Consider the following 13,375-nt stretch of genomic DNA (forward strand, 5'->3'; position numbering starts at 1 on the left):
TCGACACCGCCGTCTGCTCCTACGGTCTGCTCATGTTCAGCAATCGCAGGGCAGCCGTGACACCGGGTGTGTGCAGCACCAGCATCGTCGCGGCCGGGTTCGAGTGGGACGCGGTGAAGGTCCCGCGGTACGCGGGGCTGTTCGCTCTGCAGCGGCTTGGCCGCCCGGGGGCGGTCGCCGTCGACCGGGCCTCGGCTCCGCCGGTGCTGTACTTCCTCGTGCCACCGCGGAGCACCGCGGAATGGGACGTGCCGTGCACTACGGCGCTCAGTCTGGGTGCGTACGTCGTCCTGCCGCCTTCGCACCGCGAGGCTCCGCCGGGGCCCTACTGGATCCTCGCCCCTGGCCGTGGCCGGCTGTGCACGGAGACGGCAGCCCTGCGCCGGGTGCTGCTGCCGACGCTTCTCGCTGCCGCGCAGCAAGCCGGCAGCGTCCTGGAGGCCGGTCGATGACGGCATCCAGCAGTACTGCGGGAGCTGCCGAGGACGGGCCGAGCCCGCCGCCCAGACTTCCCCCGGTCCGCCGGCGCCCTCGGGAGGCGCCGGACTGGCATGGCCACCCACCTACCACCCGGAAGAGAACCCGATGCCCACCGCCCTCGACCGGAACGGCCAGGCCGTCGCCGTCACCAACGCCGATGTCGTGGCCCCGGTCTGTATGGACTGCAAGAAGCCCGGAGACCCCACCACGCTGCGCGTGCAGAGGTTCGTCGACAGCATCCCGCCCGCCGGACGCGCCTACTGGGTGTGCGCCTCGGCTTGCACTCCTGCGAGGGGAGGGCGCGTCACGTGACCGAATGTGCCGACGCCGGACCTCCGGAGCAAGAAGAGGGCGTGCAAGACGTGTACCTGCATCTCATGTGCGAAGGGTGCATGGGTCAGCTTCAGCCTCTCGGTCGCGCCCGCGTAGCGGGCGACCAGGCCCCGGGTCAGGGAGATCAAGGCGCGCGTATCCGTCGGCATCCCGACCACTGACGCCCGCGCCCGGGGGCGGGGTGGAGACATGGAGCCCCCGGGCGCGGGTCGCCCGCCGGACTCCCGCGGGCGAGCCAGGCGTCCGCCACCGACTGCGGCGGACTGCCGCCCCGGCCCCGACCACCCCGGCGCGGCCGGGGCACCTGGCCAGCCAGCTCACTAAGGAGGGCGTGCCTCATGGGATCGGCCGCCGTCCCGTGTCATCCGGTCACCGCCGCCGTGCTGCTGGCCGACCGGCACGGCCGCGTGCTGCTTGTGCGCCCGATCGGGTGGGCGCATACCTGGCAGCTGCCCGGCGGCATCGTCGAGTTCGGTGAGTCGCCGCGCGAGGCAGCGCGTCGCGAGGTCCGCGAGGAACTGGGGCTCGACGTCCAGCCCGGCGCGCTGCTCGCCGTCGACTGGGTTCAGGCCCGCGGTGCTGGCAGACGCGATCGGCTCGCGTTCGTCTTCGACGCTCCGACGCTCAGCCCGGGCGACACCGCCGCGATCACGTTGCAGCGGTCGGAGCTGGCGGCCTGGCGCATGGAGCCTGCCGCCGGCGTGCGTAGGCTGCTGCACCCGCAGATCGCCGCCCGGCTCCCCGGCACACACCAGGTCCGCACCCTCTACTCAGAGACCAGAACCGAGAGGACCCCCACCGCATGAGCACCGTCTTCCCTACCGACCGGACCTTGCGCATCGGCACGCGCAACTCGCCGCTGGCACTGGTCCAGGTCGAGCAGGTGTCGGGCCTGCTGCGCAAGATCGTGCCCGACCTGTCCGTCGAGGTCGTGCCGGTGACGACCGAGGCCGACAAGTGGCAGGGCGATCTTGCGCAGTTGGGCGGCAAAGGCTTGTTCGTCCGCGAGATCGACCAGATGTTGCAGCGCGGGCAGGTGGACATGGCCGTGCACTGCATCAAGGACGTCCCAGGCGACGTGCCCATGCCCCGCGGCCTGGTCTTCGCCGCCTACCTCCCGCGCGACGACGCACGCGACGTCCTCCTCGTACCCGAGGGCTCCGGCATCCGGACGCTCGCGGATCTCCCGCCGGGAGCCTCCGTCGCCACCTCGGCCGTGCGACGCAGGGCGCAGATCAGCCGGGTGCGCCCGGACCTCAACGTCGTACGGGTCCGCGGGCTGGTCGGCACGCGCCTCGACAAGCTCGACGGCCGCAAGCCGATGGACCACAAGCTCGACGCGATGATCCTCGCACGGGCCGGGCTCGAACGTCTCGACCTGATGGACCGTCGGCGGCGGGGTGCGCTACGGGCTGCTCAACGAGATCCTGCCGCGCGACGGTTACCTGCTCGGCCGGTCGGTGGTCAACATGTCCTCCGGCGCCATGCAGATCACCGGCTTCGCCGTCGGCGGCGTGCTCGTGAGCGCGCTGTCTCCGCGCGGCACGCTCCTCGTCGCCGCCGGGGCGTTCGTCGTCGGCGCCGCCGTCGCCCGGGCCGGGCTCGGGGCCCGGGCACCGCGGGTGGCCGGCCGGCCCTCGGTGGCGGAGACCTGGCGGGTCAACGGGCTGCTGTGGTCCTCGCGGCACCGCCGCATCCTCTACCTCGCGCTCTGGCTGCCCAACGGCCTCGTCGTGGGCGCCGAGTCGCAGTTCGTGCCGTACAACCCCGGCCGCGCCGGTCTGCTGCTCGCGCTCGCCGCGCTGGGCATGCTCATCGGCGACGTGCTGGCGGGCCGGGTGCTGTCGCCGGCGTGGCGGGCCCGGCTCGGGGTGCCGCTGCTTCTGCTGCTGGCCGTCCCGTACCTGGTCTTCGTGCTGCGCCCGCCGACCGTGGTCGCGGCGGTCGCCGTCACCGTCGCCTCGGCCGGGTTCGCCGCCAGCCTCGTCCAGCAGGAGCGGCTGATGGCGCACACCCCGGACGAGCTGAGCGGTCAGGCCCTCGGGCTGCACACCTCCGGCATGCTCACCATGCAGGGCGTGGCCGCCGCCCTCGCCGGCGGGATCGCGGAGCTGACCTCGCCGGCGACGGCGATGACCGCGATGGGGACCCTCTCGATCGCCGCAACGCTGGCTCTGGCGCCGGGCCTCCGGGCCGCCGACGCGGCAGCCGCGGACGTGGCGGCCAAGGACGCGGCGGCCAAGAACTCGGCAACCAACAACTCGGCAACCAACAACTCGGCAACCAAGAACGCGGCGACCAAGGACGCGGACCCGGCCCCGCACCCGCCCGGGGGCGGACGGCGGGACCGGGAGCCGGAGGTCAGGCCGCGGGCGCCCCGGGCCAGGTGAAGGTGGCGACCGCGCCCGCGGGCAGCTCGTACGTCAGCGACGCGCCGACGGCGCCGAGACGCGCGGTGCGTCAGCTCACCGTCGTTTCACCTCAGTTCACGGTCACCTGCACCGCACCGGTCGTCAGATCCCCGGTGTCGTCCGTGACGGTCAGATGGGCGGTGTACGTCCCCTTCCTGGTGTACGTGTGCGACGCCGTAGCCGCGCCCTCGGCCGTCCCGTTGTCGCCGAACGTCCAGTGGTACGACTCGGCCGTACGCCCCGCGGGCAGCGTCACCGCGCCCTCGAAGGAGACCTCGGCCGGCGCCGTCGCGCTCTCCGGCGAGGCCGTCACCGTCACCTTCGCCGCCGACTCCTTCTCCGCGCCCCGGCCGTTGAAGTGCAGCCAGTCCAGCGCCATCAGGTCGGGGCTCGACGGCGTCCACGCCGCGTTGGTGAAGACGGCGTAGATCTTCTCCACCCCGCCCGGGTCCGCGAGCGGCACCGTCGGCGAGACCACGTTGGCGAAGTCGCCGGTGTTCGGGATCGTCGCCGTGCCGAGCAGTTCGCCGTCGGGTGCGCCGGCGCGGAACTCCACGTCCCCGCCGAGCCCGCCGGAGGAGGCGCCGACCGTGACCGAGTCGATCCCGCTCACGCTCCCCGGGTCCAGCACGATCCAGTCGCCGTGCTCGATCTCGCCCAGCCGCTTGCCGCCGGAGGAGTCCTCCCGGGCCAGCGTCTCGACACCGCCGTTCGCCCCGCCGGTGCCGTTGTGGTGCTCGGCCTCGCGGAACTTCTGCCGCAGGCTGAGCGAGTCGGAGCCGACCAGGCTCGGCACGCCGTCGGCACCCTTGTCCTCGTACTGCGCGCTGATGCCGTAATAGAGGTTCTGACCGGGGCCGTGGCTGTCACCCGGGTCGGTCTTGAACTCGCCCGCGCAGCCGGTCAGGTTGTCCAGCGGGTGCAGGTGGTCGTCGTGCCCGAGCTGCGTCTGTACCACCACGCGCGAGCAGTCGACCTCCCCGTCCTCCGCGTCGGCGACCTCCACCTGGTACGGGACGGTGTCGCCGAAGTCGAAGGCGCCGCCGTTCGCCGGCGTGGTGACCGTCACCTCCGGCCGGGTGTTGCCGACGGTGACCTCGTGCACCGCCATCCCCGTCCGCTCCGGCGGGCCCTCCACCGTCAGCCGGGCGTTGAACTGGCCCTTCTCGGTGTAGGTGTGCGTCGGGTTGGGGTCGGTGGAGTCGGTCGTGCCGTCGCCGTCGAAGTCCCAGGCGTACGTGATCGGGTCGTCGCCCGGCGAGTGCGAGCCCTCCGAGGAGAACTCCACGGTCAGCGGCGCGGGCCCGGAGTCCACCGACGCCGTCAGCTTCGCCACGGGCGGCCGGCCGTCGGCGACGTAGTCGATGCGGTAGATGCCCGCGTTCTCGTTGCTGCCGCCGCGGCCGGTGCCGCTGCCCTCGCCGAAGTCGATGACGTAGAGCGAGCCGTCCGGGCCGAAGTGCGCCTCGAAGGGCTGGATCCATTCCATGTCGCCGAAGATCCCGTTGATCGACTGCAGGTCGCCCTTCTTGGCGGGCGCGAACCTCGGGTCCTCGAACTGCTGGTCCTTCTCCTGGAAGGAGAAGGTCTTGAACCACTTGCGGGTCAGCTCGTAGGTGATCCACTTCCCCTCGAAGTACTCGGGGAACTTGTACGGGCTGTCGTTCTCCGGGTCGTAGTCGTAGACCGGGCCGCTCATCGGGCCGCCGCCGCCGGTACCCAGCTCGGGGAACTCCTGCGAGGCCGAGTACGCGTACCAGACCGTGGCGGGCTGCGCGGGCGGCAGCTCGGTCTTGCCGGTGTTGTTCGGCGAGTCGTTCACGGGAGCCGAGCAGTCGAACTTCTCGCCGGAGGTGCCGGCGGCGAAGTCGTAGTCGTTGAACGGCGTGTTGTTGCCGATGCAGTACGGCCAGCCCTGGTTGCTCGCCTTCGTGATCCGGTTGTACTCCACCGTCCCCTCGGGCCCGCGGTCCGGGTTCGCGCTGCGCGCGTCGGGACCGTAGTCCGCGACCAGCAGGGCGCCGGAGAGCGGGTCGGTGGTGATGCGGAACGGGTTGCGGAAGCCCATCGCGTAGATCTCCGGACGGGTCTTCGCCTCCCCCTGCGCGAAGAGGTTGCCCTTCGGGATGGTGTAGCCGCCGTCCTTCGTGGGCTTCACGCGCAGCACCTTGCCGCGCAGGTCGTTGGTGTTGCCCGAGGTGCCCTGGGCGTCCCAGGCGCGTCGGCCGTCCCGCTCGTCGATCGGCGTGAAGCCGCTGGACTCGAACGGGTCGGTGTTGTCACCCGTGGCGACGTACAGGTTGCCCTTGGCGTCGAAGGTGATCGAGCCGGCCATGTGCACGTTCGCCCGGCCCTCGCCGCGCCAGGTGGGGACCGTCAGCAGCACCTTCTGCGACGCCGGGTCGGCGACGTTCCCCGCCATGGTGAAGCGGGAGAGGTTGATGTGGTTCTCCTCCTTGTCGGAGTGCAGGAGGTAGACCCAGTTGTTCTTCGCGAAGCCCGGATCGAGGGCGAGCCCCAGGAGACCGTCCGACTGACTGGTCATCTCGGGGGTGTAGTCGAAGTCCAGAGCGGTGGTGACGTTCAGCGTCTCCTGGTCGACCACCTTCAGCTCACCGGTGCGCTGGGCGTAGAACACCCGCCGGTCGGGGGCGACGGCCAGCTCGAACGGGTCGGCCAGGTCCGCGGAGACCAGCGCGGTGCGCTGGAAGTTGCCGGTCTGGGTGGGCGAGCAGTCGCCCGGCGCCGCGCCCGCGGCCCACTGGATGCCGCCGAGCAGGTGCTTGAGGAACAGCGGCTCCTGGAAGGAGGACGGGTCGTGGCCGCCGGCGGTGAACCACGACCGGCCGCCGTCGTACTTCTGGCACCACGAGTACGGGTGGTCGACGCCCTCGTCCAGGCCGGTGATGCCGTCGCGCACCTTGATCTGCGCGAGGGTGTGCACCTTCCCGGTCGGGTTGATGCGCCAGTTGTACCACTCCTCGTGACGCTCCCACAGCTGCGGCAGGCCCTTGGTGGAGGGGTGGTCGTCGTCCAGCACCTTGATCCGGCCGGTCTGCGGCGTGGGGTGCTGGTCGAAGATCGCGCCGACCAGGCCCTCGTACCAGCCCCAGTCGCGCTCGCTGGCGGAGGCGGCGTGCAGGCCGAGCCAGCCGCCGCCGGCCTGGACGTACGACTGCAGCGCGGCCCGCTGGTCCGCGTCGAGCAGGTCGCCGCTCTCCGGCGTGGAGTTGGTGTTGTTGAAGACGATCGCCTCGTACTTCGCGAGGTTCTCGGTGGTGAACGCGGCGGCGTCGTCGGTCGCGTCGACCTCGAACCCGTGCTCCTCGCCGAGCTTCTCGATGGCCTCGATGCCCGCGGGGATGGAGTCGTGGTAGAAGTTCGTGACCTTGGAGAAGACCAGGACCCGGAAGTCGGCCTCCCCGCCCTGCGGGGCGGCCGTGGCCGAGACAGTGCCCAGGAGCAGCGCGAGCAGCGCGGCCAGGACGGCGATGGGTGATAGGGGTGGTCTGGCTAGGCGTCTCATAGTGCTCCCAGTCGTGCACGGAACGCGGGCGGCGGCGGAGGGCGAGCCCCTCGTGCGAGGCGTGTAGAAAGCGCTTGCTGACGGTGTGCCCTGTCAAAGTAAGCCCTTACTAAGGGGCGGTCAACGGTCGTGCGCGGACCGGGAGTCTCCGGCTTTCCGGGGCGGCCGGGAGAGGGGAGCGGACGGCGCCCGGGGTGGTGCGCCGGGCGTCAACTCACGCCCCGGCGCACCACCCCGCCCGACGCGTTGCCGCGAATTCAAGATCTCGTAGCCGGGTATCCTCACGGGATGGGCGAGGACCTGAGCGCGGCGGCGGCCAAGGGCTGGGCGGTGCGCTGGGAGCTCCAGCGGGAGCAGCGGGAAACGGGCCGCGAGGAGCGCTTCACCATCGTCGGCGACCTGCTGGAGCAGGTCACCACCGACCGCGACCGCGCCGTCGTCCTCGACCTCGGCTGCGGTACGGGCTCGCTGGCCGCCCGGCTCCAGCGCCGGATGCCCGCTCTCGACGTCGTCGCCGTGGACGCGGACCCCGTACTGCTCGGCCTCGGCCGCCGGATGCACGGGACGCGGGTCCGCTTCGTCGACACGGTGATCGGCGGCCTCGGCTGGGCGGACGACCTCGGCCTCGAACGCCCCCTCGACGCCGCGGTGTCGGCGTCCATGCTGCACCGCCTGCCCGAGCGGGTGCTGCTGGAGGTCTACGGCCGGCTGCACGCCCTCCTCCGCCCCGGCGGGCTGCTCGTCAACGCCGACCGGCTGCTCCAGGAGGACGCGGCCGTCGCGGAGCTGGCCGGCGAGGTCGGCAGGCGGGTGGCCGAGCGGCGGCGGATGCCGGGCGGCGAGGACTGGTCGTCGTGGTGGGACGCCGCGGCCGAAGCGCCGGAGCTGGCGCGGCTCTTCGCCGAGCGGCGGCGCCGCGGCCCGGCGCCCGGCGGGGAGAACGGGCTGAGCCTGGCGCGCCACGTGGACCTGCTGGAGAAGGCGGGCTTCGAGGCGGTCGGCACGGTGTGGCAGTGCGGGGACAGTTGCGTGCTGGTGGCGGTCCGCGGCGGCTAGCGAGCGAGCGCGCCGCGCGGACGGACGCCGGACGGAAGTCAGTAGGGGAGGGGGCGGCCGGAGGGCGTGCGCAGATCCAGGGGGCGCGCGGTGCCGCGCGGCGGCCGGGTGCGTACGCTGACGCGCTTCATCACGGCGCGTCAGGCCGCGGTGGCCAGCAGGCCGGCGTGCACCTCGCGCCGCGGCGCGACCACGGCGCCCGTCGGCAGGAGTTCGCCGGTGTCGTCGAAGACGATCGTGCCGTTGCACAGCAGGCTCCAGCCCTGCTCGGGGTGGAAGGCCACGGTCTGCGCGGCGTCGCGGTCAGGGCGGTCGGCGGCGGGGCACTCGGGCCGGTGGGAGCACATCGGACACCTCTCGGTCGGGAGGCGACGGCCCTTGCGGGGCCGCCGGTGGCGGTGTTGTGCCGTCTGGTAGAGGAGACCCGGCGGGCGCCGGAAACTCATCGCCCATGTTCAGGAAAACACCGCGGAGTTGAGCCCCCGTCCGCGAGCCGTCACAGTCGCGTCTCAGCGCCCGCGCGTGGGCCCGGCCCGGCCCTGCTTGTCCGGGGCCGGGCCCTCCCTTTGCCGTCCGAGGCCGACCGTGGAGCGCGGCCGGCTGCCGCGTAATCCTCTTCGTCGAGGCCGTTCGATGACCGTGGAGCACGCTGACGGAAGACGCGCCCGTCAGGATGAGCCGCTGGTGTGCACCTTGAAAACCCAGGCGTGCTGGCCGGCCCTGCGGGCCGCCGCGGGCACCTCGATGACCAGCGCCCCGCCCTCGACGCTCCAGGTCAGCGGCCGGTCGTGGCCGAGCATCGTGATCTGGTCGTCGGCCCGGACCGGCACCGGGGCCTCGACGATCAGCCGGGACGAGGGCGCGGCGAGCGAGTGGATGTAGAAGGCGTCGCGGGTCGTGGTGAACCGCAGGTCCTCGCCGAGCTGCGCCATGCGGGACCAGTAGGTGGTGCCGTAGATCGCCTCACCGTTGATGCGCAGCCACTCGCCGGTCTCGCGCAGCCGCCGCTCCATGATCTCCGGGATCGTGCCGTCGGCGCGCGGCCCGATGTCGAGGAGGAAGTTGCCGTTCTTGCTCACGATGTCGACGAGGCTGTGCACGACCTCCTCGGTCGTCATGTAGGCGTCATCGGGCGTTTCGGCGTTGTATCCGTAGGAGAACGGGTCGAGGCCGCGGCTGGCCTCCCACTTGGCGACGACGGTGGTCTCGTACACCGCGTACTCGGGGGTGGTGAAGTCGTGCGGGCCGATGCCGGAGCGGTTGTTGACCGTCACCTCGATCGGCTGCGGCCGGTTCTTGGCGTCGTTGAAGTACTCGGCGAGTACCCGGTGGCTGTCGTTGACGCCGCCGATGTCGCACCACATGATCTCGGGGCCGTAGTCGTGGATCAGCTCCAGCATCTGCGGCGCCTGGTAGTCGCGGACGTAGTCCCTGCCCGCCGTATAGCCGGTGTACGGCACGGGTTCGAGCGTGTACGGGTTGCGCGGCGCGTGTCCCTCCCACGGGTTGTCCGGGTTGAACCACTCCGGCATCGAGAAGTACAGCCCGCAGTGCAGGTCGGGGGTGTACGTGCGGGAGGCGTCGAACAGCTCGCGGATCAGGTCCCGGCGCGGGCCCATCGCGACCGAGTTGCGGGTGGAGAGCTTGGTGTCCCACAGCGCGAAGCCCTCGTGGTGCTTGGACGTCAGCACGTGGTACTGCGCGCCCGCGTCCCGGAACAGCTCGACCCAGGCGCGCGGGTCGAAGCGCTCGGCCCGGAACATCGGGATGAAGTCGTCGTACGCGAAGTCCTCGCCGTACACCTCCCGGTGGTGGGCGTGCGTCGGGTTGTCCGGGTTGTTCATCTGCTCCCAGTACCACTCCGCGTACTGCTTGCCGACCGGCGCCCAGGCGGGCACCGAGTACACCCCCCAGTGGATGAAGATCCCGAACTTGGCGTCGTTGAACCAGTACGGCGCCTGATGGGTGCTCAGCGAGGCGTCGGTCGGCTCGTAGTCGGGGACCCCGAGGGTCAGCGGGCGAGTGATCTCGGCGGCTGTGCCGTCGCTCCCGGCGGCGACGACGCGGCCCTCCTCCACCGTCCCCGGCGGCACGCCCGTGCGGTTGCGGATACCCACCGCGACCCGGGCCTGCTCGCCGGGGCCGAGGCGCGGCACGGCGACCGGGGCCACAGTACGGGCGCCCTCGGTGTCGACGGTGACGGTGAGCTGGTCGCCGTCGGAGATCCACACGTCGCCGGCGTTGACCAGCGTGGCCTCCACGGACTGCGCGCCGGAGTCCTCCAGGGTGGCGGTCGTGGAACGGGCGTTGCGCAGCGCGACCGCGCGCCCCTCGGCGACGGGCTGCAGCGAGAGCGCGAAGACGTGCAGCGCAGTCTTGTCCTGCTCGGCCGGGTTGGTGACCGGCAGGGTGAGCGCGACCGCCTCGCGCGTCGGGTCCAGGGCGAGTTCCACGACGGCGATGAACACCTGGTGGTCGTCCTTGGTGCCGTCCGGGCGGTAGCGGTACGGGGCGCTGAGCGAGCCGCCGCCGGAGTACCAGTCGGGCGCGGCGAGACCGGCCGAACCGGTGCTGCCGTCGGCGTAGTGCACCGTGGCCGCGCCGGAGGCGGTCCCGTACGAGGAGGAGGCGAGGAAGAGCGCGCTCAGGTAGTGGCCCGGGGGCAGTTCGACGCGCTGCCCCATGGCGACGACGTTGTTCGGCTCGCCGGCGCCCGCGCCGGGGAAGTCGAAGGGGAGGCCATCGACCTCGATCGGCCCTGCGGGCAGCTCCTCGCTGGGATAGGTGTGGCCGCTGCCGTCGAAGTCGCCGCCGCGGGCGTCGGCGGTGTCGACGCCGTCGTTGTCGAAGAGGTCGGTCAGCGGCACCGGTACGGGGTCCGGGACCGGGCCCCAGTCGTCGGCGGTTCCGGTGTCGTCCGCGGCCCCGGCCGGGCCCGGCGGCGCGGCGCCGGCGGCGGTGGGCGCGATCCCCAGCGCGGAGCCCGCCGCGGCTCCGACGCCGATCCCGAGCACGTGCCGTCGTGCAAACCCGTTCATCCGGGCCTCCCTCTAGGATGATCCATCCGATGTCTTTGGGAGTTCTGGGGCAATCTAGCGCTTGCTGGGGGAGGAACGTAGAGATTCATCGGATGAACGTCAAGACCCGGCGCAACGACCGGGGCCCGGTGGCGCGAACGCCACCGGGCCCCGGTCGTTGTCGTACGGTCCCGCGGTGCCTTGCACCGCGGGACGTGCCTCAGCGCACGCCGGTGGGCTGCGGCTCCCGCTCCTCGCCGGGCGTCGGCGGCGGCACGGGGGTCGTGGCGAGCTGCCGGTGCAGCTTCTCACCCTCGATGTCGACGTTGGGCAGGATCCGGTCCAGCCACTTCGGCAGCCACCAGGCGGAGTGGCCCAGCAGGGCCAGCACCGCCGGGACGATGGTCATGCGGACGACGAAGGCGTCGAAGAGGACCGCGATCGCCAGGCCGAAACCCATGGTCTTGATGATGTCCTCGCCCGCGCCGATGAAGCCGGAGAAGACGCTGATCATGATGATCGCGGCGGCGGTGACCACGCGCGCGCTGAAGCGGAAGCCGCTGACCACCGCGCTGTGGGGGTCTTCCCCGTGGGCGTACGCCTCCCGCATCCGGCTCACGAGGAACACCTCGTAGTCCATGGCGAGACCGAAGATCACGCCGATCAGGAAGATGGGCATCATCGACACGATGGGACCGCTCTGCTCCACCCCGAACACTCCCGAGGCCCAGCCCCACTGGAACACCGCGACGACGGCGCCGAGTGCGGCGAGCACCGAGAAGAGGAAGCCGAGCGCGGCCTTGAGCGGTACCAGAATCGAGCGGAACACCAGCATCAGCAGCAGGAAGGCGAGGCCGACGACGATCGCCAGATACGGCACCAGCGCGTCGTTCAGCACCTGCGAGAAGTCGATGTTCGCCGCGGTGCCTCCCGTGACCAGGACCTCGGCGCCGGTCTCGCCGGTCTGGGCGTCTGCCAGATCGCGCAGTTCGTGAACGACGTCCTCGGTCTTCGTGTTGCTCGGTCCGGTGCTCGGCGTCGCCATGATCGTCGCGGTGTCCCCGGCCTCGTTGAACGTTGCCGGGCTCACCGCCACGATGCCGTCCAGCCCCTCGATGTCCGCGCGGAGAGACTCGGCCGCCTGCTCGGGGTTGTCGGCACCGGTGAGGTCGGCGGCGACGGTGAGCGGGCCGTTGAAGCCCGCACCGAAGGCGTCGGACAGCAGGTCGTACGCCTTGCGCTGGGTGGTGTCGGGGGCGTTGCTGCCCTCGTCGGGCAGGCCCAGCTCCATGCTGGCCACCGGCGCGGCCACCGCGCCCAGCCCGATCACGGCGGTGACCAGCACGAGCACCGGGCGCCGAAGGATCAGACGGGACCAGCGGGTGCCCATGTTCGGCTTGGCGTGGACCGTTGCGGTCGAGGGGACGCCGGTCTCCGGGTTGGCCTTGCGTACCCGGCGGCCGAAGATGCGCTTGCCGAGCATGCCGAGCGCCGCCGGCACCAGCGTGAGGGCGATGAGCACGGCGATGGCGACGGTGAGCGCCGCCGTGAGGCCCATCTTGGTGAGGATCGGGATGTTGACGATCGAGAGCCCGCACAGCGCGATGAGCACGGTCAGGCCCGCGAACACCACGGCGGAGCCCGCGGTGCCGACGGCACGACCGGCCGCCTCCTCCCGCGAGTGGCCGTCGCTGAGCTCGGCTCGGTAGCGGGAGGCGATGAACAGGGCGTAGTCGATGCCGACGGCGAGCCCGATCATGGTGGCCAGGACGGTGGTGGTCTCGGACAGGCCGAAGGTCGCCGCCGTCGCCGTGATCGCGGAGGTGCCGATGAAGAGGCCGATCAGCGCGGTGAGGATCGGCAGCCCGGCAGCCAGCATCGAGCCGAAGGTGACGACGAGCACGATGAGGGCGATGCCGACGCCGATGATCTCGCCGTTTCCGAGTGAGGTCTCGGGCACGGTGGCGTCGCCGCCGGACTCGACGGTCAGTCCGGCGTCGCGGCCGGCTTCCATCGCCTCTTCGATGCCGTCCTGGGTGTCCGTGCTGATCTCAGGGGCCGGGACCTTGTAGTCCACGGTGGCGTATGCGGTGGAGCCGTCCTTGCTGACGGCGGCGTTGCCCTCGAACGGGTCGGAGACCGCCTCCGCCTGGCCGCCGGAGAGGTCGTCGAGGACACCGTTGACGGCGTCCCGGTTGTCGGTTGCGGTGATTTTCTGGCCGTCGGGTGCCTGGAAGACGATGCGGGCCTGCGCGCCGTCGGCGGCCGAGCCCGGGAAGCGCTCCTCAAGGAGGTCGAAGGCCTTCTGGGACTCGGTGCCCGGGAGCGCGAACTCATCCGCCGGGGGTTCACCTGCGGAGGATGCGGCGAACCCGGCGAGACCGAGCAGCAGCACCCATATCAGGGCGACATATCGGCGGCGCCGGAAGGACAGCCGGCCGAGTTTGTAGAGGAAGGTGGCCACGGGCAGGTATCTCCTGATCTCGACGGTGGGTTGTGTGGTACCAGCCCGACGACGAGAGCGGCGTGCGCCAGGTGGAGCTGTTTTCGGT

8 protein-coding genes and 2 pseudogenes are annotated in these 13,375 nt (G+C 71.6%); 6 read left to right on the plus strand and 4 right to left on the minus strand.

What is annotated here, in order from left to right; translation table 11 throughout:
* Positions 1-32: 32 nt before the first annotated feature.
* The 5 genes and pseudogenes from T328_RS04545 to T328_RS04565 all read left to right on the plus strand — a co-directional run.
* Positions 33-452 (plus strand): hypothetical protein, encoded by a 420-nt coding sequence (locus T328_RS04545; protein ID WP_496494534.1) that lies wholly within the window; start codon positions 33-35, stop codon positions 450-452.
* 133 nt (positions 453-585) lie between these two features.
* Positions 586-792: a hypothetical protein gene (locus T328_RS04550; RefSeq protein ID WP_496494535.1), complete on the plus strand. Its 207-nt coding sequence runs from the start codon at positions 586-588 to the stop codon at positions 790-792.
* A gap of 359 nt (positions 793-1,151) precedes the next feature.
* Positions 1,152-1,619 carry an NUDIX domain-containing protein gene (locus T328_RS04555; RefSeq protein ID WP_496494536.1) on the plus strand — a complete coding sequence of 156 codons (468 nt, stop codon included), beginning with the start codon at positions 1,152-1,154 and terminating at the stop codon, positions 1,617-1,619.
* A pseudogene (hemC, locus tag T328_RS04560) lies at positions 1,616-2,152 on the plus strand (hydroxymethylbilane synthase); the annotation flags it as partial. The gene T328_RS04555 and the pseudogene hemC, both read left to right, overlap by 4 nt.
* A 46-nt stretch (positions 2,153-2,198) precedes the next feature.
* Positions 2,199-3,203 (plus strand): annotated as a pseudogene (locus T328_RS04565) (MFS transporter); the annotation flags it as partial.
* A gap of 91 nt (positions 3,204-3,294) precedes the next feature.
* Here T328_RS04565 and T328_RS04570 read toward each other — a convergent pair.
* Positions 3,295-6,750 (minus strand): ThuA domain-containing protein, encoded by a 3,456-nt coding sequence (locus tag T328_RS04570; RefSeq protein ID WP_496494537.1) that lies wholly within the window; start codon positions 6,748-6,750, stop codon positions 3,295-3,297.
* Between the two features lie 288 nt (positions 6,751-7,038).
* On the opposite strand from T328_RS04570, the gene T328_RS04575 reads away from it, so the two are divergent.
* Positions 7,039-7,806: a class I SAM-dependent methyltransferase gene (locus T328_RS04575; protein ID WP_496494538.1), complete on the plus strand. Its 768-nt coding sequence runs from the start codon at positions 7,039-7,041 to the stop codon at positions 7,804-7,806.
* A 140-nt stretch (positions 7,807-7,946) separates the two neighbouring features.
* On the opposite strand, the gene T328_RS04580 is transcribed toward T328_RS04575, so the two are convergent.
* From T328_RS04580 to T328_RS04590, 3 genes are all read right to left on the minus strand, one after another.
* Positions 7,947-8,153, minus strand: coding sequence for a DUF5999 family protein (locus tag T328_RS04580; protein WP_496494539.1), 207 nt, complete (start codon positions 8,151-8,153; stop codon positions 7,947-7,949).
* Between the two features lie 321 nt (positions 8,154-8,474).
* Positions 8,475-10,844, minus strand: coding sequence for an alpha-L-fucosidase (locus T328_RS04585; protein WP_496494540.1), 2,370 nt, complete (start codon positions 10,842-10,844; stop codon positions 8,475-8,477).
* A 199-nt stretch (positions 10,845-11,043) separates the two neighbouring features.
* The gene (locus T328_RS04590; RefSeq protein WP_496494541.1) at positions 11,044-13,287 is read right to left on the minus strand and encodes an MMPL family transporter; all 2,244 of its coding nucleotides are present in this window, start codon (positions 13,285-13,287) and stop codon (positions 11,044-11,046) included.
* Between the last annotated feature and the right edge of the window lie 88 nt (positions 13,288-13,375).

This window comes from Streptomyces sp. CNX435, from assembly GCF_059570575.1.

Coding starts and splice junctions, on each gene's coding strand:
- T328_RS04545 (WP_496494534.1), top strand. CDS start 33: ATGTTCAGCAATCGCAGGGCAGCCGTGACACCGGGTGTGTGCAGCACC.
- T328_RS04550 (WP_496494535.1), top strand. CDS start 586: ATGCCCACCGCCCTCGACCGGAACGGCCAGGCCGTCGCCGTCACCAAC.
- T328_RS04580 (WP_496494539.1), bottom strand. CDS start 8,153: ATGTGCTCCCACCGGCCCGAGTGCCCCGCCGCCGACCGCCCTGACCGC.
- T328_RS04570 (WP_496494537.1), bottom strand. CDS start 6,750: ATGAGACGCCTAGCCAGACCACCCCTATCACCCATCGCCGTCCTGGCC.
- T328_RS04555 (WP_496494536.1), top strand. CDS start 1,152: ATGGGATCGGCCGCCGTCCCGTGTCATCCGGTCACCGCCGCCGTGCTG.
- T328_RS04585 (WP_496494540.1), bottom strand. CDS start 10,844: ATGAACGGGTTTGCACGACGGCACGTGCTCGGGATCGGCGTCGGAGCC.
- T328_RS04575 (WP_496494538.1), top strand. CDS start 7,039: ATGGGCGAGGACCTGAGCGCGGCGGCGGCCAAGGGCTGGGCGGTGCGC.